The organism is Nitrospirota bacterium (assembly GCA_016214845.1).
Taxonomy (GTDB): domain Bacteria; phylum Nitrospirota; class Thermodesulfovibrionia; order UBA6902; family UBA6902; genus SURF-23.
This window is the reverse complement of record JACRMS010000011.1, coordinates 44,132-63,082: the sequence shown is the minus strand read 5'-3', so window position 1 is coordinate 63,082 and position 18,951 is coordinate 44,132. Positions and strand designations below refer to the sequence as shown.

The 18,951-nt window shown below is 49.1% G+C and carries 9 protein-coding genes; all 9 read right to left on the bottom strand.

Annotated features, from left to right (window positions below; genetic code table 11):
* A partial coding sequence (locus HZB61_03075) for a hypothetical protein (protein MBI5055585.1) occupies positions 1 to 153 on the bottom strand: 153 nt, incomplete at its 3' end.
* Positions 154 to 345: 192 nt separating this feature from the next.
* Positions 346 to 1,353 (bottom strand): glycosyltransferase family 2 protein, encoded by a 1,008-nt coding sequence (locus HZB61_03070; protein ID MBI5055584.1) that lies wholly within the window; start codon positions 1,351 to 1,353, stop codon positions 346 to 348.
* Positions 1,353 to 2,336, bottom strand: a complete 984-nt coding sequence (locus tag HZB61_03065) for a glycosyltransferase (GenBank protein ID MBI5055583.1) — start codon at positions 2,334 to 2,336, stop codon at positions 1,353 to 1,355. Before HZB61_03065 ends, HZB61_03070 begins: the two co-directional genes overlap by 1 nt.
* Positions 2,333 to 4,183 (bottom strand): asparagine synthase (glutamine-hydrolyzing), encoded by a 1,851-nt coding sequence (gene asnB, locus HZB61_03060; GenBank protein MBI5055582.1) that lies wholly within the window; start codon positions 4,181 to 4,183, stop codon positions 2,333 to 2,335. Before asnB ends, HZB61_03065 begins: the two co-directional genes overlap by 4 nt.
* Complete coding sequence (locus tag HZB61_03055; protein MBI5055581.1) at positions 4,171 to 5,337, bottom strand: phosphotransferase; 1,167 nt, start codon at positions 5,335 to 5,337, stop codon at positions 4,171 to 4,173. Before HZB61_03055 ends, asnB begins: the two co-directional genes overlap by 13 nt.
* 92 nt (positions 5,338 to 5,429) lie before the next feature.
* Positions 5,430 to 7,241, bottom strand: coding sequence for a hypothetical protein (locus HZB61_03050; GenBank protein MBI5055580.1), 1,812 nt, complete (start codon positions 7,239 to 7,241; stop codon positions 5,430 to 5,432).
* Positions 7,189 to 7,794: a hypothetical protein gene (locus HZB61_03045; protein MBI5055579.1), complete on the bottom strand. Its 606-nt coding sequence runs from the start codon at positions 7,792 to 7,794 to the stop codon at positions 7,189 to 7,191. The genes HZB61_03050 and HZB61_03045 overlap by 53 nt, the downstream gene beginning before the upstream one ends.
* Positions 7,739 to 18,340 carry an alkaline phosphatase gene (locus HZB61_03040; GenBank protein MBI5055578.1) on the bottom strand — a complete coding sequence of 3,534 codons (10,602 nt, stop codon included), beginning with the start codon at positions 18,338 to 18,340 and terminating at the stop codon, positions 7,739 to 7,741. Before HZB61_03040 ends, HZB61_03045 begins: the two co-directional genes overlap by 56 nt.
* Positions 18,337 to 18,948: a hypothetical protein gene (locus HZB61_03035; protein MBI5055577.1), complete on the bottom strand. Its 612-nt coding sequence runs from the start codon at positions 18,946 to 18,948 to the stop codon at positions 18,337 to 18,339. The genes HZB61_03040 and HZB61_03035 overlap by 4 nt, the downstream gene beginning before the upstream one ends.
* Between the last annotated feature and the right edge of the window lie 3 nt (positions 18,949 to 18,951).

The following is an 18,951-nucleotide window of genomic DNA, read 5'->3' as shown; positions in this document are numbered from 1 at the left end:
TGTAAACTTCGTCGTGCCGACAACTTCTAAATTATTGGCCGGGCTTGACGTCCCCACTCCCAGCTTGCCGCTTACCGTTAAGTCCCCCGCTGCATATACATTCACTCCAATAAATAACAACCCTGCCATTAATATTAACACCGTCTTCTTCATCGTCTCCTCCTTTTTTGCTTTAACTCAGGTTAATTATGATGCTGCTCTTTGATTCAAAAGAAACCTCAATTGCTTCCCGTCCTATTACTGACCAAACATGGACTCTGCCAATATGTCATGTGTTTCCTCCTTTCTGTTAAGAGTTTTCATTGCAAAACAACAAGCATCTTTGATACATTTCCCTATAATCATTTATTTAATATATGCGCTTTCGGGCAGTTCATGAGAAATAAATTTTTTTATCCTGCTCAAGGTAATCGGGGTATAGCCGTAGATAAACGAATTAAGGAAGTAAAGAAACGCCAACAATTTATTGTTTCTTAAATTGTCATACCCCGTTTCCAATAGAAAGTATCGAAGTCTTTCCCTCAGTTTCTCCCTGCTGATGTCAGAATATTTGCATAAGGTCATGAACATTATATTTGACAGGAATGGAGAGATTTTCTCCTTGCCGGCAGAGGGCAGATTTACGCCCGATTTTCGCCTGGTTTCTTTATATTCACAGACAAACCAGTAATACAGCGTTTTCGAATTGTTCCTGTATGCCCCCGTTTCATTATTGTCCCTGTAACAATAAAGACATTTATTTATGCCTTTGATCCCGGTCACTTTTTCCAGTTTATAATATAAGTCCCTGTCCTCGTAACATGATAAAGTAACATCATAACCATCCGTCATGTTATAGGCGCTTCTCTTGAACGTGCGAAACGCGGTTGATATTGCCGCTTCAGCTTGCCTTTCAAGTAAAATTTTCTGGAGGCACTTACCGTCATTCAATATATCAAGCCAGGCTGCCTCACCAAGTATTCTCATGTCCTTGTCGCATTTATAATGATTTGAATATATCAACCCATGTCCGGGATTCGACATATGTTCGTCAACCATGACCGTTAATGCATCCTCAAGAAGGACATCATCGGAATCCAGTGTGCCGATTATCTCGCCGGAGGAGGCTTCAACCGCCTGTTTTGCAGCGTATGCGACGCCTTTGTTGGTTTCGTTCCTGATCAATTTTATTTTCCTGTCATTGAGAAATGTCTTTATAACGTCCAATGAATTATCAGTGGACGCATCATCAGCGATGACTAATTCCCAGTTGGTAAAGTTCTGCGCTAAAACACTTTCAATGCTCTCTTTAATATATTTCCCCTTGTTGTAGTTCGGCATTATTATCGAAAACAACGGTCGGTCTTTTCGCATTATTGCACCGGCGCAAATGACAATGCTTTTCTCATTTGCCTTTTAAGGAAGCCCAGAATGCGGCAGGCCGAGTTATACAACATGTTACGGGCGAAAATGTAATGAAAGGGAGAATAGGAATATTCAAACTTTTTATAGACTGTAAAATAAGCATAAATACGCTTTATAAAAGTTGGTATATTCGCTGCATAGATATAGTTTACAATGCAGAAATAAGTCATCCCTTTGTTTCTCAGAAGTTCCTTTTTGTCCCCGGCCAGATCACACATAACGTTTAATAGATAAAGGCTGTCCTCACACCAGTCACTAAGCAAGGCCACCGAACCGCTGTTGTCGGAATGTCTGCGAAAACCGGCTTTAACATCACGCACGTCTTTCCTCCCGAATTTGGCTGCCAGCTGAAACAGTGCAGCGGCATCATCATAAAGATTTTTCGGAGACTTGAACCCGCCCATTTCCCTTAATCTTCCGGTATTAAACAGCGTGCTGCAAAGATATACAGGCACCTTATAATCAAACCAGGAAAGAAAAAAATCCGTTGTTGAAAACCCCTCCGCCTTATTCGTATCTTCACGTACTATTGCGCCGTCACTGTCAATTATGCGGGTCCCTGTAAGGACCACACCGAAACAGGTATCGTAATTCACGGCTTCCATGCATGAGCTTAAAAAATCATTGTCTATGAGATCATCATCGTGTAAAAGCAGGAAATAATCTCCTCGTGCCTGTTGTACACAGAAATTAGTATTGTGCGTAGCTCCTCTATTGCTGCTGTGCCTGAAATATCTTATCCGCGGATCATTGAATGCCCTCACAAGTTCTTCCGTGTTGTCCGTTGAGGCATTGTCTGAAACGATTATCTCAACATTTGAATACGTCTGACTCACTGCGCTTTTGAGTGAATCCTTTAAATAGCTGTTCCCCCTGTTAAATGTCGGTATGGCGATTGTCACCAGTGGAGGGATGTGTTCATTTTTTCTCATGCGCGGCTGTAATGTCTTTTGTCCCACAAAGAGAGGCTGAGCAGCGGCCAAAGCCCCCATGCATAGTTGCGCTCTCCGTTAACATGCAGTTCAAATATTCTGCGCAAGGCCTTTCGATTAATTTCAAGCCCCAGGATGTCAGGCCGTTTCAGGACGAATTCCTCGAAAAACCCTTTCAACGATGTCCTGAGCCATGCCGCCATCGGGACTTCAAAGCCGCGCTTTGCGTAAGTCGTATGCTTTACGTATCTGGCCAATGTGCGCCTTAACGGTAATTTCCCCATTCCCTGATCAGCGTTCATGCAATCCCGCCAGTCAATTTTTGCTGCGACTTCTATCACCTCGCGGTCGAGCAAGGGAACACGCACTTCAAGCGAATGATGCATGCTGGCCCTGTCAACTTTCATCAGCACCATTGTTAAATGGTAAACAAATTCGTTCCAGCGGGAAAATTGCGCGGCCCGGTCAGGCTCGCAGACAGTATATGCATAAGCATCGCAGTCTGAAGGCCAGGCCGGCAGCGAAGGAAATACCTCATTCAGAAGCGTCTCGGGAAGATGATTGTGCATGGAGCGATGACAGTCTCCCAGTGAACCCATAAGCGCAAACCTGCTTTTGCTGCCTCTTAAAAAAGTCCTGTTCACTCCCCATCGTATCTTTCTCAGCCACTGCGGCATCCTGAAATCTCTGGCCAGATTGAGAAGTGTTATAAAGCGGGCCGGATAACCCCAGAACAATTCATCGCCGCCGTCTCCTGAAAGTACAACTTTATGATCACGGCTGGCCAATCTTGAAACCATCAGGGTCGGAAATATCGAGTAGTCGCCAAATGGCTCTCCGCAGGCATCTATGACATCGTCAATTAAATCGACCGCCTGCCCGGGAGTTGAATGTTCAACCTTACACTCTACCCCGATCTCCCGCGCATAGGTCATTGCGTCTTCAGATTCATCTGTTTCTCTTTCGCCTGTCCCGATTGTAAATGTATTTATGGCATTCGTACTGACTGAGCGCATCATGGCTACTACTAACGGCGAGTCGATTCCTCCGGACAAGAAAGCCCCCACAGGGACATCACTGACTAAATGCCTCTTTACAGCCGCAGATACCGCTTCATCAATTGCCTCAATTGCTTCTTCACCCCGCAATGACGGCGCTGCATGATGAGGGAAAATAAAAAAGCGGTCTTGTTTAACATGTCCCTCCGCGGAGATCTCCATCCACATGCCCGGTTCAAGCATATGCGTTTTCTCTAACAAGCCATAAGGGGCCGGAATATACGCCAGGCGCAGATAAAGTCCCAACGCCGCTTCAGATGTATGAAGATTATTACTCAAGGGGTGCGCCAGTAATTGGTTGTACTGAGAGCCGAACACAACGCCGTCAGGGCATATTAAATAATACAGAGGTTTAATGCCAGCGTGGTCGCGCGCCAGCAGCAGTTTCTTTTCAGCCCTGTCGTAAAAAGCGAGCGCAAACATCCCGTTGAACTTTGCAAGCGCTTCAGCGCCCCACTCAATTAATGCATGCAGTACGACTTCACTGTCACCATGCGACCGGAATTGGACCCCGCGGTTTATCAATTGCTTTCTCAGGTTGATAAAGTTATAGACCTCGCCGTTAAATACCAGCGAATAACGGTCATTGCCTGCGGTCATGGGCTGGTGGCCCTTTCTGCTTAAGTCGATTATCGCCAGCCTGCGAAACACTAATGTGCAGTATCCATCGTCCATCCATATCCCATCGTCATCCGGCCCCCGGCGGGACATCATAGAGCTGATCTTGTCCCAGTCGGCGCATTGCGACTTTTCAGACCTGAATCTCAATTCTCCTGCTATGCCGCACATATGCCGGCATCCTCTCTTGATGCATATTGCTCGTAGTTGTTAAACGCCCCGATATACCGCCTGATGTAATCCATGATATCCAGCCGGTTGTCTGTAGACTTGCGCTCCACGAGCTTGCAGATCAGTTCAAGATAATAGAGCTTGCGGTATACATCTGCTGAATCTGCTATATGCGCGGGCAAATCCGTCATCCCGGAATTCAGCCTTGAGAAAAGCGCCGGCAGGGCTCCGTTTATCTCCGAATGCATTTTATCAATATCGCATTCCAGGCAGACAGGCCGGTAAAAGAAATAGCTGTAAAAATCGAACAGCATACTCCTGTAAGCCGCGCTCTCCCAATCGATAAATTTGATTCCGCCTTTTGTGCGCAAAATATTTGCAGGACAAAAATCTCCGTGGGTAAAAGCAAGATACACTGAACGGCTTCCGTCTGCATGTAAATTTTCCGCCATTGAATGAACAAAGTTCATTATCATGTCGACTTCATTTGCTTTTGATGCCTTCATTGATGAAATACCAACCTCTAAATCTGTGATAAGCTCACCGGCATATTCCTTTAAGTCTCTCTGTGCGGGTTTTTCAAATGCCATAAGATTGCTGATGCACGGGACCACTTCACGGCAAAACGTTTTTAAAAAGACCGCGGAATCAAGCGATCTCTGAGAAATTTCCACGCTGCCGTTTATGTATTCTTCTTCGTAAAATTTTCCGTCAATGTCCCAACTTTTCAGCGAAGGCGCAAAGTCGATCAGTGAAGCCCTCCTCATCTGATCGATTTCACCAAGAACGCTTAAAATGTTCACGTCCGCATCGAATATCTTTGTTGCCGTTCCGTTAAAAATATTAAATATCTTATATCCCTTATGAACAGGCACTCCGAACTGTCCATACACAGGCAGACGCACCTTCTCCGCCTTCCTCAAGTTGAGCCTGCACTGCAAAAAGAAAGCAATTGTGTTCAAGTCACTTTTAATAAGCTTCCAGCGGTGCCTGAAATAAGTCGTTCGCCACAGTGGGAAGTCTTTCGCAAGCCAGGGCTTGACTGCGATCAGTTCATCCCTCCTGAAGAAAAGTATCCATGCCAGCACAGCGGGATTTTGCTGGAGACAGAAGTAGTAGTCGTTAATGTTTATGTAGCTGTATTGACGAGGCATACACAAAGTTACTGGTAACGAGCAACAAGTAACGAGTCAAGCCTCCTTGTATTCCCGTCACTCGTTACCTGTCACTCATTACTGTAAACCAATTAATCGTTGTCCAGATTTATGACCGATATATCTGATGCGTTCATACCGTTGTAAATCGGGTCTGAGCTTGTCGCAGGCGCCGTTACTACTGTGTACTGCACATCGCCGTCCACTACAAAGTCGTTCACGCCGGTTATGATCACAAATTGTGTATCAGCCCAGTTCTCAGTCGTAAAGGTAATGTTTGCCACTGAGACAGTGCCTTCATTTGGATTTGAACTGCTAAGCGCTATCGTCACGTCCGCTGCAGGCTGGCTTTCAAGCACAATCATGAACATGTTTACACCGCCGTCTTCCGTGGTCGTCAATCCGCTTGCAGGCTCAACAAATATGGCTGCCGTATCATCATCTGAATTTGTGACTGCCACATCCGGCGCATTAATACCATTGTAACTGGCGTCTAAGCTCGATGCTGCTGCCGTTACTATGGTGTAGGTAATGTTACCGTCATCTGCGAAATCATCTGTCCCGGTCACGGTCACAGTCTGCGGGGAGTTCCAGTTTGCTGAGGTAAACGTAAGGCTTAAAGGTGATACATTGCCTTCTGTTGCGTCTGAACTGTTCAGTGCAATCGTTACGTCTGAAGAAGGCTGGCTGTTCAATACTACTGTAAATGTCGCTGTACCGCCTGCCTCTGTGGTCGTCAGTCCGCTCGTGGGCGTTACTGTTATGCCTGCGACGTCATTGTCAGTGTTCGTTACCGACACGTCCGGGGCATCCATGCTATTGTAGTTGGCATCCGCGCTTGCCGCCCCTGCCGTCACTATGGTGTAGGCGATGCTGCCGTCTATTATGAAGTCGTTAACGCCTGCAACAGTCACTGTCTTTGGTGTGTTCCAGTTCGCGGAAGTAAACGTAAGGCTTAAAGGTGACACATTGCCTTCTGTGGTGTCTGAACTGCTCAGGGCGATCGTGACATCTGCTGTGGGTGCACTGTTCAATACTACCGTGAATGTCGCTGCGCCGCCTGCCTCTGTTGTCGTCAGTCCGCCCGTCGGCGTTACTGTTATGACCGCAACGTCATTGTCAGTGTTTGTTACAGACACGTCCGAAGCATCCAGTCCGTTGTAATTGGCATCCGTGCTTGCTGCTCCTGCCGTCACTATGGTGTAGGCGATATCACCATCATCTGTATCATCGTTTACGCCTGTTACGGTCACAGTCTGCGGGGTGTTCCAGTTTGCTGAATTAAAAGTCAGACTTGAAGGTGATACACTGCCCTCAGTGGTGTCGCCGCTGCTTAAGCCGATGGTGACATCCGATGCAGGCTGGCTGTTGAGCACTATTGTAAATGTCGCTGTGCCGCCTGCCTCTGTGGTCGTCAGTCCACTCGTGGGCGTTACTGTTATGCCTGCGACGTCATTGTCAGTGTTCGTTACCGACACATCCGGGGCATCCATGCTATTGTAGTTGGCATCCGCGCTTGCCGCCCCTGCCGTCACTATGGTGTAGGCGATGCTGCCGTCTATTATGAAGTCGTTAACGCCTGCAACAGTCACTGTCTTTGGTGTGTTCCAGTTCGCGGTTGTAAACGTAAGGCTTGAAGGTGATACATTACCCTCAGTAGTATCGGAACTGCTCATGGCGATCGTCACATCCGCTGTAGGCTGGCTGTTGAGCACTACTGTAAAGGTAGCTGCACCGCCTCCCTCTGTGGTCGTCAGTCCGCTCGTCGGCGTTACGGTTACGCCTGCTGTGTCAGCATCGTCAGTGTTAGTGACCGATACATCTGAGACAGCCATACCGCTGTAGTTGCCGTCAGTGCTTGATGCCGCTCCGTGAAGTAAACGTAAGGCCCACAGGTGACACATTACCTTCGGTAGTGTCGGAACTGCTCAGGGCAATCGTCACATCCGTTGTTGGTTGACTGTTCATTACTACCGTAAATGTCGAAGTGCCGCCTGCCTCTGTTGTCGTCAGTCCGCTTGTCGGCGTTACCGTTATCCCTGCAGTGTCAGCATCGTCAGTGTTCGTTACCGATACATCTGAGACAGCCATACCGCTGTAGTTAACGTCAACACTTGATGCCGCCCCGGTAATGATTATGTAGGCAATGTTACCATCCTGTACGTTATCGTTCGCTCCCGTCACAGTCACTGTTTGTGCTGCATTCCAGTTAGCTGAAGTAAACGTAAGACTTACAGGTAATACAGTGCCCTCTGTGGTATCGCCACTGCTTAAGCCGATCGTCACGTCCGCTGTAGGCTGGCTGTTGAGCGCTACTGTAAAGGTAGCTGCGCCGCCTGCCTCTGTTGTCGTCAGTCCGCTTGTCGGCGTTACTACTATTCCTGCCACGTCGTTGTCGGTGTTAGTTACCGATACATCTGAGACATGAAGTAAACGTAAGGCCCACAGGTGACACATTACCTTCGGTAGTGTCGGAACTGCTCAGGGCAATCGTCACATCCGTTGTTGGTTGACTGTTCATTACTACCGTAAATGTCGAAGTGCCGCCTGCCTCTGTTGTCGTCAGGCCGCTCGTCGGCGTTACTACTATCCCTGCCACATCATCGTTGGTGTTAGTTACACTCACGTCATCAGGATTTATGACATTGTAATAGCCGTCCGTGCTTACGGCCTGTGCGATTACTATGGTGTACTGAATGTTGCCATCAGCAACATCATCGTTTGCGCCAGTGACGGTCACAAGCTGCGGTGTACTCCAGTTCGCTGATGTGAATGTCAGGCTTGCAGGAGATACATTCCCCTCTAAAGTATTGCTGCTGCTGAGGCCGACAGTTACATCCGAAGACGGCTGGCTGTTAAGCACTACAGTAAAGGTCGCTGCGCCGCCTGCCTCTGTTGTCGTCAGGCCGCTCGTCGGCGTTACTGTTATGCCGGGCACATCATTGTTCACATTCGTTACTGACACATCCGAAGCATCTACCCCGCTGTAGAGCGGGTCTGTACTTGATGCCGCCGCAGTCTGTATGACATAAGAGACATCATTATCATATGCTGAATCGTCCACCCCGGTCACTGTCACTGCCTGGGCAACGTTCCAGTTTGCGGAGGTAAATGTCAGGCTTGAAGGCGATACTGTCCCTTCTGTTGAGTCTGAACTGTTCAAGCCGATCGTCACCTCCGCTGCCGGTATGGCGTTTAAGACTACAGTAAATGTCGCTGTGCCTCCTGACTCTGTTGTCGTCAGCCCGCTGGTCGGGGTAACAGTCACTCCGGCCGCGTCATTGTCCATATTGGTTGCGCTCACGTCTGAGACAGCCATTGCGCTGTAATTAACATCAGAGCTTGCCGCGGCTCCTGTAATGATTGTGAAAGTTGCATTACCGTCTATCGCAAAATCATTCACCCCTGTTACGGTCACCGTCTGTTCACCGCTCCAGTTCACAGAGGTAAATGTCAGGCTTGAAGGTGATACCGTTCCTTCGTTAGTGTTTGTGCTGCTCAGCGCGATAGTTACACTTGCTGTCGGCCGTGTGTTAAGCCTTACAGTAAAGGTCGCTGTGCCGCCTGCCTCCGTTGTTGTCAATCCGCTGGCCGGGCTGACTGTTACTCCAGCCACGTCATTGTCAGTGTTCGTCACGCTAACATCAGATACGGCCCTTCCGTTGTAATTGCTATCCGGGCTTGCGGCTGCTCCTGTGATAATTGTGTAAGCTACGTTTCCATCCTGTACGTCATCGTTCGCTCCCGTCACCGTCACTGTTTGTGCTGTATTCCAGTTAGCTGAAGTAAACGTCAGGACTGCAGGGGATGCATTGCCCTCTGCAGTGTTTGAACTGCTCAGCGCAATCGTTACATCCGCAGTAGGCTGGCTGTTGAGCACGACGCTAAAGGTCGCTGTCAGGCCTCCTTCTGATGTAACCAATCCGCTGGCCGGGGTCACTATGATGCCTGCTGTGTCATTGTCGGTGTTGGTAACCGATACATCCGCGGCATCCACACCGTTGTAATTAATATCATCGCTGGTTGCGGCCGCTGTAACTATCGAGTAGGCAACGTTACCGTCATCTATTGGATCATTTACTCCGGTTATAGTAACTGCCTGCTGGGTGTTCCAGTTCGATGTAGTAAACGTGAGACTCGTTTTATTGATCGTGCCCTCTGCCGTGTTTGAACTGCTCAGCGCGATAGTTACACTTGCCGTGGGTGGAGTATTCAGTTTAACGGTGAAGATGGCAATCCCGCCGGCCTCCGTGGTAGTTAGTCCTGACAACGGTGTGATCGTCATGCCGGCTGCATCATTGTCGCTATTCGTTACGGAAACATTATCAGCATCTATCCCGTTGTAATTCAGGTCCGGGCTTGTGGCCGCTGAAGTCTCTATAGTGAATGTAATGTTGCCGTCAATAGTGATATCGTTAACCCCGGTTACAGTCACTGTCTGAGGGAGGTCCCAGTTCGCGGTTGTAAATGTCAGGCTTGACGGCGATACTGTCCCTTCTGTCGTGTCTGAACTGCTCAGGCCGATCGTTACATCCGCTGTCGGCTGGTTGTTTAACACTACCGTGAATGCCGCTGTGCCGCCTGCCTCTGTGGTCGACAATCCCGCAGTCGGATTTACTGTTATACCTGCAACATCGTTGTCTGTGTTTGTTACCGATACGTCCGGCGCAACCAGTCCGTTGTAATTGATATCCGTGCTCGTTGCCGCTGCCGTCACTATGGTGTAGGCAATGCTGCCGTCTATTATGAAATCGTTAACTCCGGTTACAGTCACTGTCTGAGGCAGGTTCCAGTTCGCGGTTGTAAATGTCAGACTTGACGGCGATACTGTCCCTTCTGTCGTGTCTGAACTGCTCAGTGCAACCGTTACGTCAGATGAAGGCTGGGTGTTAAGTACTACTGTGAATGTCGCTGTGCCGCCTGCCTCTGTTGTCGAAAGTCCCGATGTCGGATTTACTGTAATACCTGCAACATCGTTGTCTGTGTTTGTTACCGAGGCGTCAGGCGCATCCAGCCCGTTGTAATTAATGTCCGCGCTTGTTGCCGCTGCTGTAACAATGGTGTAGGCAACGCTGCCGTCTATTATGAAATCGTCTTCACCTGTAACAGTCACGGTCTGAGGCAGATTCCAGTTTTCTGAAGTAAACGTAAGGGGCGGTGATGCAGCGCCTTCGCTTTCGTCTGAGCTGCTCAGGGCAATTGTTACGTCAGATGAAGGCTGGGTGTTAAGTACTACTGTGAATGTCGCTGTGCCGCCTGCCTCTGTTGTCGAAAGTCCCGATGTCGGATTTACTGTTATGCCTGCAACATCATTGTCCGTGTTTGTTACAGACACATCCGAAGCATCCACCCCGTTAAAATTAACATCAGCGCTCGTTGCCGCTGCCGTCATTATGGTGTATGCTTTTTCGCCATCCTGCGCTGAATCATCTACTCCGGTTATGGTCGCCGTCTGGGAAATATTCCAGTTTGCCGGAGTAAATGTCAGGCTTGACGGCGATACTGTCCCTTCTGTCGTGTCTGAAATGCTCAGGCCGATCGTTACATCCGCTGTCGGCTGGTTGTTTAACACTACCGTGAATGTCGCTGTGCCGCCTGCCTCTGTTGTCGACAGTCCGTTTGTCGGATTTACTGTAATACCTGCAACATCATTGTCTGTGTTTGTTACCGATACGTCCGGCGCAACCAGTCCGTTGTAATTGATATCCGTGCTCGTTGCCGCTGCCGTCACTATGGTATAGGCAATGCTGCCGTCTATTATGAAATCGTTAACTCCGGTTACAGTCACTGTCTGAGGCAGGTTCCAGTTCGCGGTTGTAAATGTCAGGCTTGACGGCGATACTGTCCCTTCTGTCGTGTCTGAACTGCTCAGTGCAACCGTTACGTCAGATGAAGGCTGGCTGTTGAGCTTTACTGTAAAAGTATCTGTGCCTCCTGCTTCCGTAGTCACCAGCCCGCTTGCAGGAGTAACTGTTATTCCTGCATTGTTGATTGTTATATGCCCCGGTGAGTATGCACCGACCTGGCTGCCGCCGCTGCAACTTCCGCCGCCGCTGCCGACTGTAATATTTTCATTTTGTATTAGAATTCCGTCAGAGACAATTAAATCTCCACTAATTAACAGAATGGAATTAACGGACACCGTGCCGGAATATCCTGAATTGAGGCTTAATGATGAAAGCGATGCGTTAATGTCCCAATCGCAATTCTCTACGGAAGTGCCGTCAAAGATCACATTGTCCCAATTCTGAGGAACTGTATTGCCTGACCAGTTCTGAGCATTTGACGCAAGATTATCGATGCCGAGTCCGGTCCATGTACGGGTAGCACAAGAACCGCTTCCGCTTCCATCGCCTGTGATGCCGTAAATATAGTAGCTGCCAGGCTGCATACCGGCAGTATTCCATGCGCATGAAATGTTCGAACCTTCAGCAGCAAGGGCGCAGGCCCCTGCAATTGCAGTACCATTAAAGCCCGATTTATCAGTGTCATAGTAGAACACAGCGGTCACAGTATTATCAGGATCGCTGAGAGTGTAGGTGATATTGAACGAATCGCCTGTTGTCACGGTCCCTTCTGTTCCGTCCGGTTTTGAAATGCTCAAAGACGGAGGTACATTCGTGGTATATGAGAACTGATACGCGGAAGACATTGGATTGCCGGCGGTATCAGTCACCGCAGTAGTGACGTTTACCGTATAGACTGTTGAATCAGCCTGTCCGGCCGGAGTAAACACTGCCTGTGTTCCACTGCAGGAGGTCTTTGTCCAGCCTGCGGCAGGACTTATGGTTACGGTCGTTTCGTTGACGGCCGCACAATTGACCGACTCATTCCAGTTGATGGTCACCGCGCTGTCTATCGCTGTCCCTGCTGTTCCGTTAGATGGAGAAGTGGAAGTGACGGAAGGACCTGTCACATCTGCAGTTGTATACGAGAACAGATAATCAGCAGTCATATGATTGCCGGCGATGTCTGTGACTGCCGTGGTCACTGTAATTGTATACGCGGTCACCTCAGCCTGTCCGGCCGGGGTAAACACTGCCTGTGTTCCGCTGCAGGAGGTCTTTGTCCAGCCTGCGGCAGGACTTATGGTCACAGTTGTTTCGTTGACGGCCGCACAGTTCACCGCCTCGTTCCAGTTGATGGTCACAGCGCCATTAAGCGTTGTCGCGGCTGCTCCATTTGCAGGAGCGGTGGAAATGACCGATGGCGGGACCACCTCTGTTGTTATCGGACCTGAATAGACATGCACAATTGCTCCTGTCCTGTCTTGCACCCTGCCGTATATGTAATAAATTCCGGGCGTCAGGCCGGCGGTATTGATCCATGTACATGTTACTCCCGTGCCTTCGGGAGCTGCGGAGCATTCGTTTATGAGTGTTCCGATCCCGTTAGTGTCATCCGTATCAACATCATAATAGAACCTTGCCGTTACCGTTTCATCAATGTCAGAGAGGGTATAGACAATATTGTAAGGGTCGCCTGGTCTGATAGCATCATCTATACCGTCAGGCTGAAGGACTGAAATTGCCGGAAGGGAGTTGGTCGCGACAATCGTAACTTGTCCCGGTGAATACGCTTTGACCGTGCCGCCGCTGTCACCTGTTATGCCATAGACATAATAAGCGCCGGGAGTCATCCCTGTCGTGTTCCATGGACAGGTCACGTTCGTGCCTTCAGGGGCTGAAGCGCATGCGCCGCTGACCGGATTGCCGTCATACCCTGTGTTGTCAGTATCAAAGTAAAAAGCTGCCGTCACCGTGTCGTCGATATTGGGGTCCGTAAGTACATATGTAATGTTATACGTATCACCGGCAACAACGGTATCATTACTGCTGTTTGGTTCAGAGATCGACAATACCGGTGGCTCATTTGGAGGATAAATGGTGACCGGCCCGCTCGAATAATTCCTGATGTCCCCGAACCCGTCATTGGTTATGCCGTAGATATAAAAAGTCTTGGGCGGCATTCCCGGAGAATTCATGCCTGTTGTGTCCCAGGCACACGTTATGCCTGCGCCTTCAGCGGCTGATGCGCATGCGCCGGCGATTGCCGTGCCGTTATATCCCGTGTTGTCAGTGTCATAGTAGAATGCCGCTGTCACAACATGATCGGGATCATCGAGGGTATATGTTACATTGAAAGGATTGCCTGCCTTTAATGAATCACCGGCGCCGTCCGGCTGGAGGATGGACAGGGAAGGCACTTTATTGGTCCTGTATGAGAACTGATAGTTGTCGCTCATGTAAATGCCTGCCGCATTTCTTACACCTGTAGTTACGGTTACATTGTAGAGCGTAAATTCAGCTTGACCTGTGGCGCCGAACATGGCCAGGTTCCCATTGCATGATAAACGTGTCCAGTTAGGGCTGTTGGATGTTACCGTCGCAGTGCTGACAGTCGCGCAGTCTATATTGGTATTCCAGGAGATGGCTATACTTGCATTAACAGCCACGCCCGTTGATCCGTTGGCCGGTATGGTGCTGCTTACCGAAGGCGAGGTCCTGTCAACAATTACAGTATTTCCCGCCGAAGGCGTCTCAACATTGTTTGAGGTGTCTGTAGCGCGGCTGCGTATCGTATACGTGCCGTCAGCAGGCAATGTCCAGGCATAGGTCCAGGTCGCGCTTGCGGTGCCGCATCCGCTGCATGTTGCAAGGTTCCAGGTGCCTCCTTCGTTTGTTGATACTTCTATTTTTTGAACTGCGTTATTGTCATTGGCTGTTCCGGTCACGGTATATGGATTGGGAGCGCTGCTGTTGATCTTTGAGCCGTTTAACGGACCAGTTATTGCGGAAGCCGGAGCTGAAGGCTCACCGGTTGTATAAGAGAATTGGTAGTTAGCCGCCATCGGGTTGCCGGCAGTGTCCTTCACTGCTGTTGTGATGGCTATGTTATAGGTGGTCAATACAGACTGGCCGCCCGGCGTAAATACGGCCTGGCTCCCGCTGCAGGAGGTCTTGTTCCATGATGTAGGGGCAGGGCTTATGGTCACATTGGGATTTGTCACTGTTGAACAGTCGACATCCCTGTCCCAGATGATCGTTACCGGGGCGTTGGACACAACTGCCGTTGTCCCATTTGCCGGAATAGTAGAGGTTATCGAAGGCCCGCCCCTGAATACTGTTACTGTAACGCTTTGACTCGGTAGGCTTGCCACGCCTCTATTGTCTGTGGCTTTGCTTTTTATGACGTAAGTCCCGTTGGCAGGAAGCGTCCAGCTATAGGTCCAGTTCACACTTGCCCCGGCACAATTAGGACAGTTTGCCAACTGCCATGTTTGTCCTCCGTCTGTTGAGACCTCTATATGATTTACTGATTCATCATCACTGGCTGTACCGCTAATCACATAAGGATCAGCAGAACTGCTGGTTAATGTTGCTCCGTCAACCGGATCTGTTATGGATGATACGGGACGATTGTTCCTGTCAAAGGTAAAGGTCCCGCTTACAGGCACCATATGGGTACCGCATACAGCATCGTCAGCGGTCACTTGAATGGTTTTAACGCCGTTGGACCAGTTTGTTGCATTTACTGTCTGCGCCTGAGTTGCATTGCCTGAAAAGAGTGTCTTAGGACAATAAGTAGGGTCCATCTCAATGCCATGCTGGCTGTCTGTTGGAGTTTCAGTACCCGTTGTCAGATAAATACCATCTAATACATGGTCGTTTTCACGGACCCATATATTGACAGTGTGAATGCCGGGTGAAGCAATGTTAAGAGGATAAGCCGGAGGGTCGCCAATACGGTTCGATGTATTTGTCCATACCCATGCATTTTTGGGTTTGTTCTCGGTTTCGGTTAAAACTTCGATGCAATTGCCGTCCAGCCCGTAAAACACGGAGTCATCTGTGCCGGCTGGGTCTACCGTGTAGCCCCTCATCCATACCTTGTATTGCCCTGCTACAGGAAAATTGAATATGTACTCTTTCCCCTCGTCAATTGCAGGACAGCTGGCCCTGGGGGTCCCGGTCTTGACACTTCTGAGATAACCCTCTCCAAAAAATCCTGATATACCATTCAGGAAAGAAAATGAGCCTGTACCCTGTGATATTGTCGAATTAAATTTCTCTGCCTGGAAAAACGTGCCGCCTGGATTGACGTCACAGTAACCATATTCCGTCACTGTATAAATTACATTTGCAGCATTAGTTGCAGTGACAATTGATGTGAGGTCTACAAGACTTCCATTCAGTGTCTGTCCGGATGTTATCGCGACGGCCCCTGTCTTGTTACAGGGATCAATAGTGAGCAGATTTGAACTGCCGGCATTCCCGTCACTTAAATCAGGCGAAGCAACAAAGACAGTTGCAACACGGGACTGGATCGTATTACCGGCCTCTCCGGGCGTAGTGTCATAAACGATGTAAATATACTTGGAAGTTCCGCTTGTGACCGTCCGGTCCGCAGTTGCCCCTCCATTGAGCGATAGTATCCTGGCTGTGCCGTCCCACACGCCTGTGCTCCCTATCAAGACTGCGTCGGGAGGAAGCGCAGCTGAACTGGTTGTCGATATATATACTTTTGCATCTGTAATATCGGCAGCAGTTCCTTCGTCAGACAGGGAAAGCGCGGTAAGCACAACCTGCCCGTTCTGCACGGAATTACTGTCTACCCTGAAGCGCTGCATTACCAGTCCCGCATCTCCCTCAATAGGATCAACAGAAGCAATAGCAGTGTTGTTTGAAACAAGGAGAGAGTCAGCGCCGGGAACAGTGCTGTTAAAGGTAAACGTACCGCTTACGGATGTAATCGGGACAAGGCATCTGACATCTTCACCGGATGCCTGAAATTGTTTAATTCCATTTGTCCATCCCGCCGTATTTAAAGATTGCGCTGCCGCCTGATCGCCGGTGAAGATAGTTGAAACGCAGTTGGCCGGATTGATCTGAACGCCATGCGAGGCGTCAGTGGGCGTTTCTGTCCCCTTCGTTATATAAAGGCCGTCTATCCTGTGATCGGCTTCGCGGATCCATATGTTTATTTTGTGGAGGCCGGGGGTGGTGACATTAATGGTATTGGTTGTTCCTGACATGGCTTTCTTGGTCCATATCCACTGGTTCCAGGTCGCTCCTGAAGAATCATCCTGGCTTATGATGCCGGAACAGTTGCCGTCCAGTCCTATAAATATTGAGTCACTGGTCTGGTCAAATGACCAGTTCCTCGTCCACACTGTGTAAGTCCCGGTTTCAGAGAAGTAAACCTCATATTCCTTCCCCTGATCAACGGCAGGGCAATTAGCGCGAATAGGACCGGGCTGATTGGCCCGGAGGGCATTGGCCCCATAAAATCCAGCCTTGGAAGTTGAAACCGTAAAGGTGCCGGTCCCCTGCGTGATAGTACCTGAATAGTTTTCAGTATCTATAAATGTCCCATTCGGGTTCACCGTACAGGAGCCATTATCGGACCGTACCGAAAATGACAGGTTTGCGGCATCGCTTGCTGCAACTATGGATGTAAGGTCTATGGGATTGCCATAGAGCGATTGGTCGGGAGCTATGGCAAGAGAACCGGTTGGAGTACAGGTCGGGTTCTTGATGGAGTTGTCCATCACATTAAACACGGCTGTTTCATCGAGGTAAGCTCCGCGTACCGTATCATTGCCTGTTTCGTACACTGCGAAAAGGTCCGAGCCGGCGCCACGTGTATACAGAGGGATCAGGGAGTTTGTGTGATCTCCGGAATGCCAGTACCAGTACACAGTTTCACCCGCGTCTATAACACTGTCTCCGTCAGTGTCCTCCCAGCTTGCACGGCGCCCGCCGGTGCCTGAAACAATTTTTTCTTTGGCAAGCGTTGTGTTGTTGACCGTGCCAAGAGGAATATTTGCGTGTGTTGAAGGGTTCGCGGGAAATATATTTTTCCCGGCGGTAAGGTAGCCGCAATCGTGATCACCGGTAATTATAACCAGCGTATTATTCCAGTTGCTGTCATTAGTTGGATCGTCTACCCAGTCAATGACGGTCTGAACAGCATCGTCAAAGTCTTTCTCTTCACCGATCAACTGATTCAGATTGTTTGCATGGGCAGCCCAGTCAATAGCGCCGCCTTCGATCATAAGCACAAACCCATTCGGATTTTTGCTTAATACCTTTAATGCCGCTTGAGAGCTTTCGGAAAGGGTCGGGTTTTCGATGGTATAACCGGAATTGTCCGCATTATGATAAGTATGTTCAAATAAGCCCGTCAGCTTGGTTGTATTAACATTGTTGGCAGCAGCCATCAGGGTATTTCCTGCATCTACTCCGCTCTGTCTTTCAACCAGCACATGCTTTCCGGCCTGCCCGTTTTCGCCCCTCAGTTTGGTCAATATCTGACTGCTGACATAGGTCGAGCCGGTGGTCCCGATGAGGACGTCTGTCACAGGCGATGGCCCGTGACCTCCACCATACTTCCAGTCCGTAGCAGTAGTGCCGGTGGTGTTAGGGTCTCCAAAAAGTCCCTCGTCTGCTATGGCAAATGTATTGCCTCGGTCATCATTATGGGCAACCCATCCGCCCGGCGTTGCATGTGAAATAGGGACCGTGCTTATGGCGCCTGACGCCATAGTGAACTCTTTTGCCCTCTCACCGAGTGAGAAAAATGCCTGTGAGGCGTCAGCAGACACAGTAACCCGTCCGTTTGCAGTCTTGAACCCGGTATAGAGAGAAGTCGCGCAGGCGGAACTGTCTCCGTAGCCTGTCATTACATAATTAAAATTCGACCAGGCCTGGTTTGTGTCATAACTGCCTCCGATAGGATATGTTGACACCCAATGCCTGGACCAGTTCGGGTCGCTCTGATAAAGGGGGGTTGTGCCTGTGTATTTATTTGTTGCCTCCATGGCCTTCGGCCCCCAGCCGTCCCCAACCATCAGAATAATGTATTTTGCATTTCCAGCATACACATCTGCTCTGCCGGGTATCAGAATAAAAAATGCCAAGATCAGCAGAATGTTTATTGAAGACCGCAAAGCCCTGTGCGTCCAATTCCGATTAATTTTTGACAACTTCTTGTTAATCATTGTATACCCCCCTTCTGAGACTCAAGAATTTTAAAGTATGGAATAAAAGAAAAATCATTGCTGTTTATATCATCATTACTGCACTCGACGGACAACACGTTTTTACCCGGTAATAATTCGTGTATAAACCCGCTGACATCAAATTGCTCTGCCATGCGGCCTGAGTCATTCCGGATGATCTCTATGCCATTAAGGTATGCGACAAATGCGCCGTCACAGAACAAGGACAGGGTCATGCCGCCAACTGCGTAAATGTTATTGATGTCAAACTCACTGCGTGCATAGACAGTGGAATAATTGCCCCGCATGTCGCCAAGATTGGTCTTGTTGGAAGTCTTGCCGTATCCAAAGCCTGACGGTCCTTTTTGCCAGTTGCTGTAATCAAAGCCGTTTCTGTTCCAGCCGCGCGGCGGCTTCTGCGTTCCTTTAAAATAATGCCATTCATCACCTTCTGAGATACTGACTATCGGCCCGGCTTGCGCAAATGATGTATTTAACATGGATGTCATTGCTGCAAAGACAAGGAATATCGCAGCCAGCAAAAGCAGATAGATTGGATTGGATGAAATTTTTTCGTGATTGTTTGTTGATAAACATGGTTTTTTCATGTT